The organism is Luteibacter rhizovicinus DSM 16549, from assembly GCF_001887595.1.
Lineage (GTDB): Bacteria > Pseudomonadota > Gammaproteobacteria > Xanthomonadales > Rhodanobacteraceae > Luteibacter > Luteibacter rhizovicinus.
The window spans coordinates 1,419,595-1,437,870 of record NZ_CP017480.1 but is presented as its reverse complement, the minus strand read 5'-3'; the positions used below and the strand labels follow the sequence as shown (position 1 = coordinate 1,437,870).

The window sequence follows — 18,276 nt, the reverse complement described above, 5'->3', positions numbered from 1 at the left end:
GAAATTACGCGGTGATGACCGTCGGTCCCATCGGCGGTCACCGCTGCAAATATCCTCACGTCGCCGGGCCGGTTGTAAGCATCTTCTCGTTCTACGGGAAGTCCGTGACTGTCACTGGATGTGCCAGCCATGCGTCACGACGAGCGACTGACCGGTAAGCGCGTTGGACTCGAAACCCGCCAGGAAGAGTGCGGTGTCGGCGATATCAGTCAGTGTGGTGAATTCGCCGTCTACCGTGTCGCGGAGCATCACGTTACGGATGACCTCTTCTTCGCTGATGCCAAGCTCGCGGGCCTGCTCGGGAATCTGCTTTTCGACCAGTGGTGTCCTGACGAACCCCGGACAGATGACGTTGGAACGGATGTTGTCTTTGGCGCCCTCCTTCGCGATGACGCGCGCCAGACCGAGCAATCCGTGTTTAGCCGCCACGTACGGTGCCTTGAACTTCGATGCCACGTGGGAGTGTGCCGAGCCCATCAGGATGATGGAACCGCCGCGACCCGAAGCGATCATCTGTCGCATCGCGGCCCGTGAGGTCAGGAAGGCGCCATCCATGTGGATGGCGAGCATGCGTTTCCAGTCGGCGAAGGAAAAGTCCACCAAGGGAGAAATGATCTGGACGCCGGCATTACTGACGAGAATATCGACCGGGCCGAGATCCTGTCGCGTACGGGAGAATCCTTCTTCGACCTGGGCTTCATCGGTGACGTCCATTGCGACACCGATGGCACCGCCGCCGAGGATGGACGCGACCTCACCGGCCTTGTCGGCATCGATGTCCGCCACGACGACGGTTGCCCCCGCCCTGGCATAGGACGAAGCAATGGCGCGTCCTATGCCACTGGCGGCACCTGTCACGAGGGCGATTTTCCCGCTGAGACTCTGCATGATCGTATTCCGCGTGGGATGGGAAGACCTTACATCTTTCGTAGCCGATGTTGCAGTTCATCGCGGACGGATTGCTCGTCCGTCAGCTCCCCGGTGTCGCGCACGTGCCGTGTTGGAGGCGAGGGTACGAAATTGCAGCCGGACATGCGTTGGGAAGGCAGTTCGCCTTCGAGCAGGAAGCGGCCGACGGCGCGTTCGATACATGGCGTGGCCGACGTACCGAACAGGCCGTGCCCAGTCATGCCGTGAGCGAGGACCATATAGGCGTTGGGCGAGGCGTTGAAGGCACGCATAGCGCCAGACGTCGGCGTCGCCGGATCGAACTCCGCCTGGACCATGAGCATGGGCGGCGCCTCGGCAAGGGCGGTCAACGACGGACGCCAACGCGGGGGGGAAGGCCAGTGCAGGCAGGTCAGCCCGAGTGTGACGGGTACGCCGTGCGAAGCCGGGTAGCGGTCGCCGATCTCATTCGCCATGTTGCGCAGGGCTTTTGCGCTCTTCAGCCACGGCGTGTCCCCGCAGGCGACCGCATGGTAGACGGACAAGTCTACCAGGGCGGCTGTCTCCGGATCATTGATGCGGCCGCGTTCGATCAGGGGTGCGAACGCTCTCGCGGCGTCGTGGATCTGGCCGTCGACGACGGGATCCTTGCTGAAGCGATAGCCCTTCATTCGCGCGATAAGACGCTCACCCGTGCTTTCACCGTCTTCCCGGACCCAATCGGCCATGGTCAGCGCCGCCACGAGATCTTCCGGTGTGTCGATCAGCGAGGGCCACGCCTCCCGTGCCCGATGAGGCATGTTTCGCATTCGTTCGAGGACGGTACCAGCGTCGGTACCGAGCCCGTAGACGGTGGGCTTGGCAAGGGCAGGGCGCAGTGCTGTTTGCGCGAACAGTGCCTGGCGCTCGTAAGGTTCTTCGGCGACCTGATCCTCGAAGCTGCCGGCGTAGTTCATGGCGGAATCGAGCACGATGCGTCCCGCATGAGCGGGATAAGATGCGCTGTAGAACGCTCCCACCCACGTACCGTAAGAGAATCCGAGAAAGTTGAGCACGGGTTCGTGCAGTGCGATCCGCGCTTGTTCCATGTCACGGACATGTTGCAGGGTACCCACATGGGCGAACAGAGGATCGACGGCACAGCCGGTGGCGTAGGCGCGGCTCTCCCTGACGTAACCTACCCAGTTCCAGTCGGCAAGATCGACGGTGGGGTCGTGTCCATCCTGCGATTCCGCGACGTGGCAGGCGAAGCGCGTGCCGCCGCGCAGCCCCCTGGGAATGACGGCGACAAGGTCGTAGCGGTCGGCCAGGCGACGCTTGTCGCCGTCCAGTGGATGATTGGCAGAGCGAGTCGACCATAGGTAGGCGATGCTCGGCATGAAATCCAGCGGATTGCCGCCAGGGCCGCCGAAGTTGAAGAAGATGGAACCCTGGCGCTGCGAGGTTTCGCCTGCCTTGAAGCGAACGAGGCCAACCGTGAGCGCACCCCGTTCCGGTGCGTCCGCGTCGAGCCAGGCGGGCATGATGCCGCATTCGAGACGCTCCCCGAGTACGGCCGACCAATGCGGGTCCACCAGCTCGGGAGCACATGGCCCCCAGGTCATGGTCGTGAGCATGGTGCCCGTACTCGCGTCGGAGGCGACGCTGGTGCAAGCAGCGACAAGGAAGATGCCAAGGAGCGTGTGGCGCCGTCTTACGCACACAAAGGATGCATTCATGGACGGTCCCCCGCGCGGGGAGCGAACGGTGACCGCAATCCCGACAGTTCCGATCGCAGGACTACGGCGTCGCCGGGGCGTGTGAATCCGTCGTCGGTCTCACCGTGCGCCGCTGGCGTGGCCGTGCAATGGTATTCACGACCCGCGGGCAGGATGCCGGTCAACAGGTAACGGCCAACGGTGTCTTCCACGCAAGCCGAGTCCGTGAAGCCGAAGACACCATGCTCTTCGATCCCCTCGGCGACGAGGAGATGAGTCATCGTCGTACTGGCCAACACCGAGGTTCCGTTCTGCAACGGTGTGACGGGGTCCAGCGAGGCATGCACCATGAGGATGTCACCGGCGGCGCCAACCCTGCTCAAAGGCGGACGCATGGCGTGCGAGCCTCCCCAGAACACGCAGTGATATTCGAGGCCGCGCCCGTTGGTGGCGGGAAGGGTCTCGGCAAGCGTCGCGACCCGCGCCTGGTGATGGGTCACGTCGCCGGCATATGGCATGTCGTTGCACATCACGGCCGAGAAGAGCGAACTCACATCGTCGAACCGGAAAGGCTCGGGCTGGTAGGACACGGGAAAGAGGCGCCACGCGTAACGGATGGCATCGTCTCGTATCGCGGTGTTGGTCGCGTCGTCGCGATGGAAGCGGTGAGCCTTCATGCGTTCGGTCAAGGTCTCGAGGCTCATGTTGGGCTCGGCACGCAACCAGTCCGAGACTGCGAGCGCGCCGATCAGGTTCTCGGGGCTTTTCCAGAATCCGCCCCACGCTCGCCTGACAGGAACGGCCAGCTCGCCGATCCGCGCGAGCACTGAAGGCAGATCCCTCCCCAGTCCGTAGCGCTCGTAATCGTTCGCGGCAGGGCGGCCGACGAGCCGGTCGAACCGGTTCTGCGACGCGATCTTGCTCCGCGTGATATTGGTGTTCCAGTCGGCCGTCCAGTCCATGCCGGAATCGAGGACCATGCGCCCCACGTGCTCAGGGAAGGAGGCCGCATACCAGCTGCCAAGCCATGCGCCGTACGAATAGCCGAGATAGTGAAGCTTGGGTTCACCCAGTGCCCGACGTGCGACCTCCATGTCGTAGACGGTTTGTTCGGTGTTGATGAATGGGTATAGCGGGTTCGCGCGGCAGGCGGCCGCGGTCGCGCGCATGTAAGCGTCCATGGCCTGAATGTTTTCAGGGGAGCGATCCGCGACGATATCGTGGAAATCCGTGGCCTCGTTGTCGGATGTGCACAGGAAAGGCGTACCGCCATTCAGCCCGCGCGGAACGACGGCGATGAGGTCGAACTGCTCGGCGAGTCGTTTCTTGCTGCCGTGCACCGGGTGGTCGACGTAGGCGTTGTCCCAGTACTGCGCGAGCGAGGGCAGGATGTCCATCGGCGTCTCGCCAGGGCCACCAGGATTGAAGAAGATGGCAGCCTGTCGACGGGTGGGATCGCTGGCGGTCACGCGGACCAGGCCCACCTCGATGATGCCGTCATCGGGATGATGGTGGTCGACAGGGACACCCATGGTCCCGCAACGCAAGCGGTCGCCGAGCCGGACAATCGCGCTCTCGCGCACGAGGCCTGACGGGCACGCAGTCCATAGGATCGTCGAGGGCCGCAAGTCGGGAAGACGCCAGTCAGGCACTTCCTGGGCGGCACATGCACCGTGCCAGAGTAGAAGCGCTCCGGCAGCGCGGGAGACTCGTGGATTCATCGTGACGCTCCGTTGCGAGGGGAGAGTCACGGTAGGTCGATGGGGGTCGCGGATGCATCGGTGCGCGCTGCGTCAGCGTGTGGGTCGCGGCCTCCGCCGTGTCGGATACCTCAGCGCGCGAGCAGTGCGAATGTCGCCGATTCGCCCGTCGCGGACGACCCCGAGATCCACACCTGGAAGTCGCCTGGCTCCGCCTCGAACGTTACGCCATCGCGATGCGTGAAGGCGAGATCCGCTCGTGTCAGTTCAAACGACACATCTTCCGATGCACCCGGCGCAAGGAGAATTTTCCGGAACGCCTTCAGCTCGCGAACCGGCCTGACGCGGCTGGCGACACGGTCGTGGATGTAGAGTTGGACGACCTCCTCACCCGCGACATCGCCGATGTTCGTCACCGTGGCGCCGACCACGATCGTGTCGTTCCAACCGACCTGCGTCGCGACCTCGGGCGGTGTGTAGGCAAAACGCGTGAAGCTGAGCCCGTGCCCGAACGGATAGAGCGCTTCGAAAGTGATATCGCGATACCGCGACTTGAACGCCGGCGGCTGGTCGGCGAGCTCCGGTCGGCCTGTGCGCAGGTGGTTGTAGAAGTAAGGCTGCTGTCCGGCGTCCTGGGGAAAGCTGACAGGCAGGCGCCCCGCCGGGTTGTAGTCGCCGAAGACGACGTCCGCGATGGCCGGGCCAGTCTGGCTGCCGAGAAACCACGTGACGAGAATGGCATTCGCCTCGCGCACCGCGCCGGTCAGGGCGAGCGCGCGGCCGTTCTTCAGCAGGACGACCACAGGCGTGCCCGTGGCTGCCACCGCGTCGGCGAGGGCCTGCTGTGCGGCGGGCACGATGATGTTCGTGCGGGACTGCGCTTCGCCGGAGTAAACCTGCGGCTCGCCGATGGCGAGCAGGACGACGTCGGCGCGCTTCGCCGCGGCGACGGCTTCCTCGATGCCTCCCGCGATGGCATCTTCGATCCCGCAGCCGGCGACGACATCGAGACTCGCGCCATTGTCGAGTGCGTCGCGCAGACCCGTCTCGATGTTCACGTGGCGCGCGCTGTCGCCGAAGAGCGTCCAGCAGCCTTCGAGGTTCTCGACGTCCGCACCAAACGGGCCGATGAGCGCGATCTTCTGGCCGTTCTTGCGCAGCGGCAGGACGCCGTCGTTCTTAAGCATCACGATCGAGCGGCGTGAACCGTCGCGCGCGAGGGCGGCGTGCTCGGCGTTCTTCGATGTATCGGCTTCCACGGCGGGGTCGAGCGAGCGGTACGGGTTGTCCAGCAGGCCGATAGCGTGCTTCACGGAGAGGACACGACGCACGCCTTCGTCCAGCACGTCCATGGGGACATCGCCCGACGCCACGAGGTCGGCCAGATGGGCCGCATAGAAGCCGCTCTGCATGCTCATGTCCACGCCGGCGAGGAAGGCGAGGCGCGAGGCATCGCGTTCGTCCGCGGCAAAACCATGCGCGATGAGTTCCATGTCAGCGGTGTAGTCCGACACGACGAAACCTTCGAAACCCCACTCGCCGCGCAGGATATCGGTCATGAGTTCACGGTTGGCCGAAGCCGGCACGCCGTTGATGTCGTTGAACGCACTCATGATCGTGAGCGCGCCGGCATCGAGCGCCGCCTTGAAAGGTGGAAGATGCACGTCGCGCAGCGTTTGCGGCGAGATGTCGACGGTGTTGTATTCCATCCCGCCGGCCACGGCGCCGTAGGCGGCGAAGTGCTTCGGGGTGGCAAGCAGTGAGTCGTCGGCCCTGAGATCGGCACCCTGGAAACCGCGCACGCGCGCAGCGGCGAAGGCTGAGCCCAGCACGACGTCTTCGCCCGCACCTTCGGCCACGCGACCCCACCGCTGGTCGCGCGCGATGTCGACCGCCGGTGCGTATGTCCAGTGGATGCCCGCGGCGGTGGCTTCGACCGCGGTCGCGCGTGCGGTACGTTCGGCGAGACCCGGCTCGAACGTGGACGCTTCGGCCAGGGGGATCGGAAAGACGGTCCGCATGCCATGGATCACGTCGGCGCCAAGCAACAACGGAATGCCCAGCCGGCTCTCTTCCACGGCGACGCGCTGGGCCTCGCGACCCTCCGCCGCACCGACGCCGTTGAACAGCGCGCCAACCCGGCCCGCACGTACCTGATCGAGCACCTCAGCGGCCCCACGGGCATTGGCCTCGGGATTGATATCGGGTGCGAACGGGCGCACGGCATCGGCGAATACGCCCAGCTGGCCGACCTTTTCTTCGACGGTCATGCGGGCGATCAGGTCTTCGATGCGGGGGTTACGGGTCATGGTGGTCTTGGCCTGGAGACGGTCGGCGCGCAGTCCGGCGCCGTAAGCGGGCAAGGATACCGGCATCGGCACGCGAGGTGGTCATGTAAATGACGTTACGTGTAAACGTTTACAGCCTTGGGGCGCATGGTTTGGAGATTGCGGCCACCGCCGGCGGGCGGGCGGACTGCGGATGGGTCGCGAGAGGACCGCCGGGCGGCAGGGAAAGGACGTGGCCGGCCCGGGAAAGACCTGGCCTTCACAATCACGGGGCGTTTCCGGCAAAAGATGAAATCGTGTCCGACGATCACCTGCGCGCGCGCCACAATCGCCGAACGGGGTTAAATCTTCTCAGGTGACGACGGTGCAATCTGCGCTTGCTTCTCCGCTGATCGAGATGCGTGGCATCGGGAAGGTCTTCGACATCGGGACCATGGAAGTTCACGTCCTGACCAACATCCACCTCGATGTCCGCCGGGGCGAGTTCGTTTCGATCGCGGGGCCGTCCGGTTGCGGCAAGACCACGTTGCTGTCCCTCATGGGCGTTCTCGACGCCCCCACCAGCGGCAGCTTCCGGTTCCTCGGTCAATCGATGTCGGGACTGGGTCGCCGCGCGCGGGCACGCCTGCGCAACCAGCACATCGGTTTCGTGTTCCAGGCCTTCAACCTGATCAGTGACATGACGGTCGCCGAGAACGTCGAGTTGCCGTTGTCGTTTCGCGACGGGATGAGCCATCGCGAACGCACGGAGCGTGCGGCAAGTGCGCTGGCGGATGTCGGCATGGCGCATCGCATGCACCACTACCCTGACCAGCTATCCGGCGGACAGCAGCAGCGCGTGGCGGTCGCCCGCGCACTGGCTGGTGAACCTTCGATCCTGCTTGCCGACGAACCCACGGGCAACCTCGACGTGCGTAACGGCGAGATCGTGATGGCGCTGCTCAGCCGTCTGCATGCGTCAGGCCGGACGATCTGCATGGTGACGCACGATGAGCGATTCAGCAGCGTCGCGGACCGTACGGTGCGGTTACTGGACGGCTGCGTGATCGATGAGACGACGTTTCGACAACGACAGCGCGAGGCCGAAGCCGGGCTGGACGAACGACGGAGCACGGAGTCGTTTCCGTGAGCTCGTCAGGCCATAGACAGATAGGTGCCCGTCGCGGTCGCTGGCGTGGTCTGGGCTTCCTGCCCCTGTCGTCGTTGACGCTGGCGATCGGCCTCGCCGCCTTGACCAGCGCCCTGGCGATGGTCGAGTCCCTGTTGAGGGCTCCGCCCTTTCCTCATCACGCCAGCATCGTGGTCTACGGCGAAGAGGATCGCGATCCTGCCAGCCGCGCGGCCTCTCCCCTTCTGTACGATGCGATCGGCCTTCCGCCAGGCGTGGTCTCCCGCGGCGCGGCACAGGTGGCCGAATCCGTGAACGTTCGATCGGGCGAGCGGGAGAGGTTGGCCCGCGCGCAGCGTGTCGATGCCGGCTTTCTGCCCACGCTCGGTGTGACGTCGATCCTCCCCGAGGATCCATCGATCGCATTCGACCGCGGCATCATGCTGTCGTACACGTTCTGGCGTCACTGGATGGGAGGCGATCCGCGTGTGGTCGGGCGTCGCGTCGCCATCAATGGGGTCGCGATGACGGTACGCGGAGTCCTGCCGGCAGACTACCGGTTCTTTTCCGACATCGATGTCCTGACTCCTCTGTCGTTGACGGGCCTCTCCGGCGACGACGCGGCCAATCTTGTCGCTATCGCCCGACTTGCTCCTGGCACGTCCGCTGACCGCGTCGCGCGGTGGATCCAGGCAAGGCTGGTTGCCAGTCGCGTGCCGTTACGTCCGGGATGCCAGTGTCTTCCCGTCTATGCGACGACGCCCCTCGACCTCGTCCTTACCAGCAAGGCGAAACCGGTCGTGTTGCTCTTCTTCTGTTGCTCGCTGCTGGTCCTTGCCGTGGCCGGCGTCAACCTCTCCAACCTCATGCTGACGAGGGCCTTGCGGCGCACGCAGGAGACGTGTCTCGTCATCGCTTTCGGCGGAAGGGGCTGGCAGCCGAGACTTCCGCGGGTTCTCGACGTCATCATGACCAGCGCGGGCGCGTTGATGATCGGCCTTCCCCTTGCGCACGTCATGGTCGTGGCGGTCCGGCCGCTCGTTCCAGCATCCTGGCTCGCCTCCGCGCTGCCCATCGAACTGGACGGGCGCACCTGCGCCGCGGCAGCGCTCGCCTCGGTCGCCGTGACCGTGTCCGCTGCGCTGCTCGGGTCAGTGCACACCAGCCCGGACACCCTGCTACGTATGCAGCTTGCCTCGGGTGGAGCGTCGCCGGCCGGTCTTGCGCAACGTGCAAGACGGCTGATGGTGTTAGTGCAGACGGCGCTGGCGACCGTGTTGCTGGTTCTCGGCGTGGCCATGGTGGCCCAATGGTGGCGGGCCGTGCAGGTTCCGCTTGGCTTTCAGGCCGATGCGGCGGGCTTCGTCGAGATCAGTCCGGACGCCACGCAATTCCCCGTGCTCGATGATGTCATCCATGCCGACGCCGTCATTCGCGCAGCCGCCCTGGGCTTGCCGGGTATCGATGCGGCGGGAATGACCACCTTGCTCCCGATCGGTGCCGGCCTCTTCATGCCCTTTCTGAAGCCCGCCGGGGACACCTCCTATTTGCAGTACGGCATGGTCTCCCCGGGGGCCATGGAGGCGATGGGCATCACCCGGGTCGCCGGCCGCAGCATGGAAGTCGGTGATCGCGCCGCGACGCCGGCTGTAGCGGTGGTCAACCAGGCCTATCTCGATCAGATCGACAGTCATGGCCTCGGCGGGTGGGTGAAACCGGCCTCGCTCCGCGGCACAAACCGCCCGATACGCATCGTCGGTGTGGTGGCCGACGCGCGCTCCGCCGGTGCCGAACACGCCGCGGTACCGACGGTGTACGTGCCGTTCGCTCAGGTCGATCCGGACATCTACGCCTTCATCCGGCGCTTCGTGCCGACCTTCTTCGTGTCGCGTGGCCCAGGCAGCACGGCCGCCGATGATGCAACCCTACGGAAGCTGGTTCGTGGCGTCGTGCCGGGCCTCGTGACGGGTACCCGGCGGTCGTTTCGGCAGCTCGCCGCGCAGGCAACGGCGCAGGCGCGCCGCAATGCATCGCTTGCCGTGATGTTCGCCGGTATGGCGCTGTCGCTCGCGGTGATCGGCCTTTACGCCGTGCAATCGCTGGAGGTGGCACGAGGTCGTCGCGAGATCGCCCTTCGCGACGCCCTGGGCGCCACGCCACTGGACCTGCTCGGCCATCTCCTGTCGCGTGGCCTCGGCATGGCGATGCCCGGTGTCGCTGTCGGCCTGGTGGTCGCCGTCGTCCTCGGCCGGGTCGTCGTGCATCCGGCGCTCGAGCGAGGCGTCATCGATGTCGGCGTGGTTGCCGCCGTCGCGCTATTGATGATTGCCGCGGCATTGGCTGCCGTAGCATTGCCGTCCTTGCACGCCGCCGCGGTGCGCCCGGCGACGATCCTGCGCGGCGAACTGATGTCGCCGCGCGGGTCGCGCCATCGTGAAGGGATACCCCGATGATCCCGCGCCCCCTTCTTGCCCTTCCCGTGCTCATCGTCGACGACCAGGCGGATGTACTCGTATCGCTTCGTCTGCTCTTTCGCTCCCTGGACATCCCTTCCGTGCAGGTCACCTCGCCGGAGGCGGCGCTCGATGCGGCGTCCCGCGCCGACTTCGCCTGTGCCCTGCTCGACCTCAACTACAGCGCCGACACGACGTCGGGACACGAAGGGCTCGAGCTCATCGGTCAACTCCGCGAGGACTTTCCCGAACTCCCGTTAGTGGCGATGACGGCCTGGGGAAGCGTCGACCTGGCTGTCCAGGCGATGCGTCGGGGTGCCGCCGATTTCATCGAGAAGCCGTGGAACAACGAGCGAATGCTGCATACCGTGCGTAGCCAGATCGCCCTTCGCGAAATTCGCGAGGAGAACCGGCGACTTCGCGCCGAGAACGCCCTCGGCAGGGAAATTCCCGACGTTCTTCGCGCATGGGAGTCGTCGGCCATGCGCGAAGTCACGAAGCTGGCGTCGCGTATCGCCGCCAGCGATGCGAACGTACTCATTCTGGGCGAGAACGGCACAGGCAAGTCCCTGCTGGCGCGTGAGATCCATACCATGTCCTCTCGTGCCGATGGACCGGTCATCCGCGTCGACATGGGCAGCCTCCCCGAATCGCGTTTCGTCGATGAGATGTTTGGCGACGACGATCGGCACCCGCGTCCGGGACGCTTCGAGCTGGCACAAGGCGGTAGCCTGATCCTCGAGGAAATCGGTCACATACCGATCGCCCAGCAGGTGAAGCTGTTGCGTGTTCTGGAAGAAGGCGAGCTGGAAAGGTCGGGCTCGGCCCGCACGCACCGGGTCGACGTTCGCGTCATCTCCGTGACCAATGCGGATCTGGATGCGTCGGTAAGGGCCGACCGGTTCCGCCGGGACCTGCTCTACCGTCTGAACGCGATGCAGATACGGATGCCTTCCCTGCGTGACCGGTCGGAAGACATCATTCCTCTCGCGCGGCATTTCATCCTGCGCGAATGCCGTCGCCGCGGACGCGGCAGCATGTTCCTTTCGGTGTCCACCGAACGCGCCATGCGTGCGTACGAGTGGCCGGGAAACATTCGGGAACTGGAACACGCCGTCGAACGCGCGGTGCTGCTGGCCGATGGCGACGAGATCGATGTGGACGGGCTGAACCTGTGCAAGTCGACGGCGTCGGCCCTCGTGCTGGACCGGCTGACACTGCCGGAAGCGGAAGAAATGATCATACGGAGCGCCCTGGAGCGTAACGACCATAATCTCCAGCGCGCCTCCGACGCGCTTGGCATCTCACGCCAGTCCTTGTATCGCAGGCTCGACAAGCACCGCGCCCGCTACGGATTCGAACCCATCGAGTGAGGGCCGGGGCATGAGCCTTCGTTACCGATCGCATGATGCGACAGCGACCCACGACCGCTCCGTGATGCTTCGGATCGACGCCGTCCTTTGGGCGTTGATGTTCGTCACGCCGCTCGTCGCGAGTGGCGCACTCCTGGTCGTGGTCAGTGGCCTTTCGCTGGCGGTCCGCGGCGCCATCTTCGCTGCCGGGCTTGCGCTCAGCGGACTCCTCGGCTGGATCGGCGGAGGCCGTCTGGTGGCGACGCTGGGAACGGTCCTCGACCTTCTGTTCGCCATCCGTGAAGGTGACTACAGCATGCGGGGACGTGTGCGCCCCGGTCGGGATCCTCTCCAGGGCCTGATTGGCGATGTGAACCTGCTGACCGACGATCTGCGCAGTGGCAGGCGAAAACGCACCGAGACGTCCCGCTTCCTCGGCAAGACCCTGGTCGCCTTGCACAGTGCTGTCTTTGTTATCGATGATCGCGAGTGCCTGGCATTCATCAATCCCGCCGCGCGGCGCCTGATCGGGGCGGAGCGTGCTGCCGTGATCGGCCGTGACATGACGTCGCTCGGCCTGGGCGAGCCCCTGCGCGCGGCAGACGGTGCCATCCTCAACTACCGTTTCGCTTCGATGAGCGGCCGCTGGGCCGTGCGCCGCGCGGTCTGGTACAGCGAAGGGCGCGAGCACACGATGGTGATGCTGCACGACCTGAGCGCGGCGTTGAGTGAAGAGGAGAGGCGCGCGTGGCAGCGCCTGATCCGCGTGCTCAGCCATGAGTTGAACAACTCGCTGGGGCCCATCGGCTCGTTGGCGGGAAGTCTATCGACCCTGCTGGACGCCGATGACATCGGTGCGATTCAGGACGAGCTGCGTCTCGGCCTGGAAGTGATCGGTCGACGCGCGCACTCACTGACACGTTTCCTTTCCGGCTACGGCCGGCTGGCGCGACTGCCGCCCCTGCAATCACGGCCGTTTCGCCTGGATATCGCCCTGCGTCGCCTGGCGCTGCTCGAGAGGCGCAAGGCGGTCGACGTGACGGGCCGTGCAGCGGTCACGGTAAACGGCGATGAAGATCAGCTTGGGCAGGCCTTCATCAACCTGATACGCAACGCGGTCGAGGCGACGCTGGAGACGGAAGGTGGCGTGCGCATCGACTGGCGTGCCGAAGCCGGATTCGTGCGCGTGACGATCGAGGACGAGGGCGTTGGATTGCCCCCAAGCGACGGCATCTTCGTTCCCTTCTTCACCACAAAGCCCGAGGGCTCGGGCATCGGACTGAGCCTGACGCGCCTCATCGTCGAGGCGCATGCGGGCACGGTGGACCTCGCCGCACGCAGCGACCGTAAGGGAGCCGTTGCGACGGTCCGGCTGCCCATGCATCCGGACTCGGACGGCGGTGTCCGATTCCGGACAGATCGGGTGACCGAAACCGGTCAGCCAGCGCAAGAAGCCACCCTATCCGGGTGTAAACCCCGGAACGGTACCCCTGCGCCACTGTCCGGCGATACGCAGGCGTCCTAGATTCGCCTCGCGCTTCGCATTTCGGCGACGCGCACGTCCGAGCGCTTAACCAAAGGAGGGCTTATGCCAAGCGTACTCGACCTGCAAGACCTGGCGACCGATATGGCGTGGGATCGCAACGACGGTGGCGAATGGGGAACGACCTGCAGCACGGGGAGTTGCTCGATCTACCACATGGACGGTTTCGTGGAATAGCCGGGACGACGATGGTGCACGAGGCGACGTCCGGGTCGTCTCGTGCACCGGGGTTACACCCCCACATGGAGCAACGGGACATCATGGAGCGACGCGCACAGCTGTTGCAGTACACCTCGGTCGATCGCGAATTTTTCGAGCCCTACGCCAGCCGCATTATTCGGGAAGACGATTTCGTCGCCCCGGCAAAGCGGGTGCTGCCGACTCACTGGACCGTTCATCGATCGGGTATCTGGATGCATTGCCGGCCGGCGAATGCCGTGCTGCCGATGCAAGGCTGGAAGATCCATGTGTCCTCGATCGCCGCCACCGCTCATATCGTGCTTTCGATCGCCGCGGCAACCCTGGCCGCGTCAGGTACCGCGTTCAAATTCGCGGCGGATCGGGTCATGCTCTCCGCCATCAATGGCAAACGCTGGCCGCGCGGCGGATCCGGCAAGTTCATCACCGTATATCCGCGCGATGTCGACGACTTCCGCCAGGTGATCGCCGATCTGCACGCTGCCTTATCGGGCTACGTCGGGCCGTACGTACTCACGGATCGGCGTTATGACGATTCTCGTGTGCTCTATTACCGTTATGGCGGGATCGTTTCAGACTTCCGTATTTCGCCAGGCGGACGCCACGAATGGCTGCTGCGTCGGCCCGACGATCGTGTCGAGGCGGATGATCGGTCGCCGCGATTCCGTCTACCCGACTGGCTGCGCGATCCTTTCGGGACCGACGCTCCGGCGGCGCCGGCATCGCCGGTGCTTCTGGGTGGCGGCCGTTATCGCGTCTACGAAGCCCTGGCCTTTTCTTCCGCAGGCGGTGTCTACCTTGCCGACGACCTCGACGAGGGGCGACGTGTCGTCATCAAGGAAGCGCGCCCGTTCGTCGGCGCGGGCGAAACTGCCAAAGAGAGTCTGCGCAAGGAGTTCCGGTTGCTGCGTTGCCTTGCGCCGCTGCGTATCGCGCCCATGCCGATCGCGCATTTCGAGGAGTGGGAACACAGCTTCCTCGTTGAGGAGTACCTGCGTGGCGACACCTTGCGGCTGTGGCTGGGACGCCGCTATCCCTGGCTGAAGACGCGGGCGACACGGGACGACGTCGCGCGTTTTCTCATCGACGTCGTGACGGTGTACAGCCGTATCGCCGATGCCGTCGAGCGCGTGCATGCGGTGGGCGTGTCGCTGGGGGACCTTTCATTCCACAACATCATCGTCGGTGCCGACGATGACGTGCGCCTGATCGACCTGGAAGCGGCCGTCGAGGAGGGCATGGATGCGCCCATAGGGCTTCGCACGCCGGGCTTTGCATCGGGAAATCCGCCGTCACGCGATCACGCGGGGGCGCGGAAGGAAGACAGCTACGCCTTTGGCGCGAACCTCCTGGCCGCCATGATCCCGATCAACGCGATGCTTCCGCTGGATCGGGCGGCGGCCATGCGTTTCGCCTGCCGGATGAGCGAGGACATGGGCTATCCCGCCGCCGTGACGGACGTCATCGCTCGATTGCTGGATACCAGCGGTTCAAGGCGCCCGTCACCACCGGAAGTCATGGCGGCCTTGCGCCTGTCCCTGGCCGAGGTGGAAACCGGAAGCGAGCCGGTACCGCACCGCCTCGCTGCCGTTCCGCGACTACCCGACCACGCGGACGCGCTGTTCGGCTACGTCACGGCGCAGGCAACTCGTGCGCGTCCCGATCGTTTCGTGCCGGCCGCGCCCGAGGTGTTCGAAAGCCATCCCTGGGGCGTGGCTCACGGTGCCGCGGGTGTCTTGCATGCATACCTGCGCGGCGGGCGTGAACCACCTGCCGGACTGCGCGACTACCTGCTTGCCGGCCTCGACGCATCCACCCCGCGTGGCGTGAGCCTGATGTCCGGCGATGCCGGCATCGCATGGGTGCTTTTCGACGCGGGTGAAGCCGAGCGCGCGGCGACCCTCATCCGGTCGGGACCGCTGGACGATGGCATCCGGCACGCGCCGGGGCTGCATGAGGGCCTCGCGGGCTGGGGCCTCGCCCGGATCAAGGCGTGGCACGAAACGGCGGACGCTGATTTTCTGAAAGCGGCCAGGCAGGCGGGAGACGAGCTGCTGATTGCCGCGATTGCCGGGGACGACGACACCTTGCGCTGGCCGGACGGCGGCCAGCAACCTGTCGGTCTTGCATACGGCGCGGCGGGTATCGCGCTCTTCCTGCTTCATCTGCACGTCGCCACCGGCGAGCCGCGCTTCCTGAGTGGAGCCACGGCGGCACTGGCCTTCGACCTGGCACAACGTCGCGATAACGCGGACGGCGCCGCGACGTGGCCGATGTCCGTTGGTCCGTTTCCCTCCGTGCCCTATCTGCGCCAGGGTACGGCGGGGATCGTCGCCGTGGTGGCCCGCTTCCTCGCCTGCACCGGAGAGGTTCGTTACCGCGACGTGCTGCTCGACAGCGAAGGCGACCTGCTGCGCATCCACGCAATCAGCCCGGGTTTGTTCGACGGCCTTGCAGGTATCGGCGAGACGCTGCTCGATCTCGCACAGTTTCTGCCGGAGCGCGCCAACCTGTACCGCGAAGGAGCACTTCGCGTGGCGCGCGGCATCGAGCCCTTCCTCATCCCGCGCAAGGAAGGGCTGGCCGTGCCCGGCACCGAACTGTTGCGTATCAGTTGCGACCTGGCCACCGGCGGCGTGGGTGTCGGCTCATTCTTCGATCGACTGGGACGCGCCGCGCCGGCCGCGTTCATGCTCGACGAACACCTGCCGACGCCGATTCGTCAAAGCCGGAACTTCGCCTCCACCAGATAGCTGCGCGACGGGTACGGGTAATACACGTAGTAGCGGCGGTTGGTCAGGTTGTCGACACCGGCGCCCAGCTCCACGTGGTCGCTCACTTTCCAGGTCAGCTTGGCATCGAAGGTGAGGAAGGCGCTGGCACCGCCGAACGTGTCCGGGTGGATATCGCTGTGATCGAGCGTATTGTACTGCCGGCCGGAATAGCGCCCGGCGAGCGTTAATGCGACACGCTCGCTGGCGTGATACGTGCCGATGACGTTCGCGCGCCAGCGCGGGATCCGATAGAACTGCTTGCCTTCGGAAGTGGGGTTGCGCGCATTGCTCACCGTCGTCGCCTGGGTGTAAGCCGCATTGGCGGTGAGATCGAACATCGGCCACCAGACGCCGGTACCGTCATAGCTCGCCTCGGCGCCCCGCGTGCGAACCAGACCGACGTTCTGCACGCTGGTCACATTCGGGAACACCGTCGTATCGGTCTGGCTGAAGAGCGTATTGCGCGTATCGCTGCGGTAGATCGTGAAGCGCGCCACGCCGTTCGGGCGATACCACTCCGTGGAGAATTCGCGGGAGAGGTCCTTCTCCGGTTTCAGGTTGGGATCGTTGTTGATCAGCGCGATGCCGTTGAACGTTCCCTGGAACAGCTCGTTCACCGTGGGGAATCGATAGGCGCGTGCGCCGGACAGGCGCAGGGTCACCGTGTCGCTGGCGTCGTAAGCCAGCGATGCCTTGGGCGAGGTATGCGATTCCTTTCGCTCGGGATAGCCAACCGTGGCTGTCGAGGTGGAACGCGAGCCGCCGAAGGCACGCCATTGCTCGTAGCGCGCGCCCACGGTGAGTCGCCAGCGCTCGATCAGCTGCCACGCATCCTGCAGGTACACGGCCTGGGTCTGCGTGCTGCCGCCGTTCGCGGTGGTGAGCGAGCCGGCTTCCCCATTGCGCCAGTTCGCCAGGTTGTAAGTCGCGTTGTCCAGCGCGTAGCCGTCGAAGTGATAACCGAAGCTCACCGTATGCGTATGGGGGCCGAGGTTGTCGGGCGTGTGGCTGGCGCGCAGGTCGAACGTGCGCCAGCGACTGCCGTCGCCGGCGGTGAGCAGGCCCGCGCCGTTGTCGGTCACCGCGTTGGCGACACGGTCGCGATTGCGATCCATGTCGAAGTACGAGGCATCGCCCTCGATGTTCCATCCGCTATCGCGGTGCGTGCCCAGCGAGATGCCGTAGAGATAGTTTCGGCTTTGCCGGGTGCTCGGTGCGAAGAAATTCGCCGGCACGGTGTACTGGCGTCCATCGATCGTCACCGGTCCGGACCATACGGGCTGGCCGTTGGCATCGCGCAGGAACGTCTCCGTACGGTGAGACAGGTCCTGTTTCCAGTAGCCGGCGGTGAGCGCCGCCGTAAGGTCGGGCGTCACGTCATAGGTAAGTCGGGCATGCGCTTCGTCCTGGCTGCTCGCTTCCTGGCCCTCGCTGTTGATGCCGAGCACTTCGCGTGGCACGCCGGTCGCCCCGGTGTCGCCGATGGCCCCGGTGACCGGATTGCGTGCGCCCGCCACCGTCGACCGGTTCTGCGTGCCGTAGACGAGGGGCTGGCCGTTCGCCTGCAGGTGCGATACGCCGATCAGGAAGGCAAAGCGGCCGTCACGATCGCCAATAGTCGCGGTCTGCCGGCTGCCGCCGTAGTCGCGATCGACACCGTAGGTGTGCACATGCTGGGTGAAGGCCTGCACGTCACCGGTCACCTCCAGCTTCTCCGGCATGCGCGTCGTCATCAGCACGGTCGCGCCGATCGCGTTGCCGGGATAGAGCGCGGAATACGCACCGTAGATCACGTCGACGCGCGACAGGTTCTCGGGAAAGGCCATCGACCAGCGTGGCGGGTTGGCCCAGTTGTTACCGAGGAGGTTCGACAGCAGCAGACCGTCGAGATAGACCAGGCCGCGTGCACTTTGCTGGTTGCTCGTGCCACGCACGGAAAACGTGGCGTTCTCATCGCCGGTGAAGCGTTTGCGGATGCCGAAGGAGGGCAGGTACTTCAAGGCATCCTCGGCATTGATCACGTTGAACCGGTCGAGTTGCTCGGCGGTGATCGTTTCGACCGCGGCCGGCAGGTCCGGATCGACCGGCGCACCACGACCGGCTGCGGAAACGCGCACCTCGCGCAAGGTGGTCGCGTGTTGGGGGTCGTCGGGACCATCGGCGGCGTGCAGTGGCAGGCAGGCGGCGCCGAGGGCGCAGGCGACGGCACGCGCGAGGGCGCGTCCATTCGTGGGGAACAGGGTCATGGCGATAAGTCCGTGGGTCGGTGGCGTAC

11 protein-coding genes are annotated in these 18,276 nt (G+C 65.4%); 6 read left to right on the top strand and 5 right to left on the bottom strand.

The features are described 5' to 3' along the window. Positions 1-111: 111 nt before the first annotated feature. The 4 genes from BJI69_RS06590 to BJI69_RS06575 form a co-directional block, all read right to left on the bottom strand. Positions 112-888: a 3-hydroxybutyrate dehydrogenase gene (locus tag BJI69_RS06590; protein ID WP_046965750.1), complete on the bottom strand. Its 777-nt coding sequence runs from the start codon at positions 886-888 to the stop codon at positions 112-114. Between the two features lie 29 nt (positions 889-917). Next, on the bottom strand, positions 918-2,606 hold the full coding sequence (locus BJI69_RS06585; protein ID WP_078023065.1) for an alpha/beta hydrolase: 1,689 nt from the start codon (positions 2,604-2,606) through the stop codon (positions 918-920). Next, entirely contained in the window at positions 2,603-4,117 is a 1,515-nt protein-coding gene (locus BJI69_RS06580) for an alpha/beta fold hydrolase (protein WP_046965748.1), read from the bottom strand. The genes BJI69_RS06585 and BJI69_RS06580 overlap by 4 nt, the downstream gene beginning before the upstream one ends. A 299-nt stretch (positions 4,118-4,416) precedes the next feature. Then, the gene (locus BJI69_RS06575) at positions 4,417-6,594 is read right to left on the bottom strand and encodes a glycoside hydrolase family 3 N-terminal domain-containing protein (protein ID WP_046965819.1); all 2,178 of its coding nucleotides are present in this window, start codon (positions 6,592-6,594) and stop codon (positions 4,417-4,419) included. A 376-nt stretch (positions 6,595-6,970) separates the two neighbouring features. Here BJI69_RS06575 and BJI69_RS06570 point away from each other — a divergent pair, with 376 nt between their 5' ends. The 6 genes from BJI69_RS06570 (at position 6,971) to lanKC (ending at position 15,980) form a co-directional block, all read left to right on the top strand. Then, positions 6,971-7,702 (top strand): ABC transporter ATP-binding protein, encoded by a 732-nt coding sequence (locus BJI69_RS06570; RefSeq protein ID WP_046965747.1) that lies wholly within the window; start codon positions 6,971-6,973, stop codon positions 7,700-7,702. After that, positions 7,699-10,134 carry an ABC transporter permease gene (locus tag BJI69_RS06565; RefSeq protein WP_046965746.1) on the top strand — a complete coding sequence of 812 codons (2,436 nt, stop codon included), beginning with the start codon at positions 7,699-7,701 and terminating at the stop codon, positions 10,132-10,134. The genes BJI69_RS06570 and BJI69_RS06565 overlap by 4 nt, the downstream gene beginning before the upstream one ends. Then, positions 10,131-11,507 (top strand): sigma-54-dependent transcriptional regulator, encoded by a 1,377-nt coding sequence (locus BJI69_RS06560; RefSeq protein WP_046965745.1) that lies wholly within the window; start codon positions 10,131-10,133, stop codon positions 11,505-11,507. Before BJI69_RS06565 ends, BJI69_RS06560 begins: the two co-directional genes overlap by 4 nt. A gap of 10 nt (positions 11,508-11,517) precedes the next feature. Continuing rightward, a complete protein-coding gene (locus BJI69_RS06555; RefSeq protein ID WP_052766983.1) occupies positions 11,518-13,011 on the top strand; it encodes a sensor histidine kinase in 1,494 nt (497 codons plus the stop codon). A gap of 63 nt (positions 13,012-13,074) precedes the next feature. Further along, a complete protein-coding gene (locus BJI69_RS23015; protein WP_280136176.1) occupies positions 13,075-13,206 on the top strand; it encodes a hypothetical protein in 132 nt (43 codons plus the stop codon). An 83-nt stretch (positions 13,207-13,289) separates the two neighbouring features. Continuing rightward, positions 13,290-15,980 carry a class III lanthionine synthetase LanKC gene (gene lanKC / locus BJI69_RS06550; RefSeq protein WP_046965744.1) on the top strand — a complete coding sequence of 897 codons (2,691 nt, stop codon included), beginning with the start codon at positions 13,290-13,292 and terminating at the stop codon, positions 15,978-15,980. On the opposite strand, the gene BJI69_RS06545 is transcribed toward lanKC, so the two are convergent. After that, positions 15,950-18,247 carry a TonB-dependent receptor gene (locus BJI69_RS06545; protein WP_046965743.1) on the bottom strand — a complete coding sequence of 766 codons (2,298 nt, stop codon included), beginning with the start codon at positions 18,245-18,247 and terminating at the stop codon, positions 15,950-15,952. The genes lanKC and BJI69_RS06545 overlap by 31 nt on opposite strands. Positions 18,248-18,276: the final 29 nt, after the last annotated feature.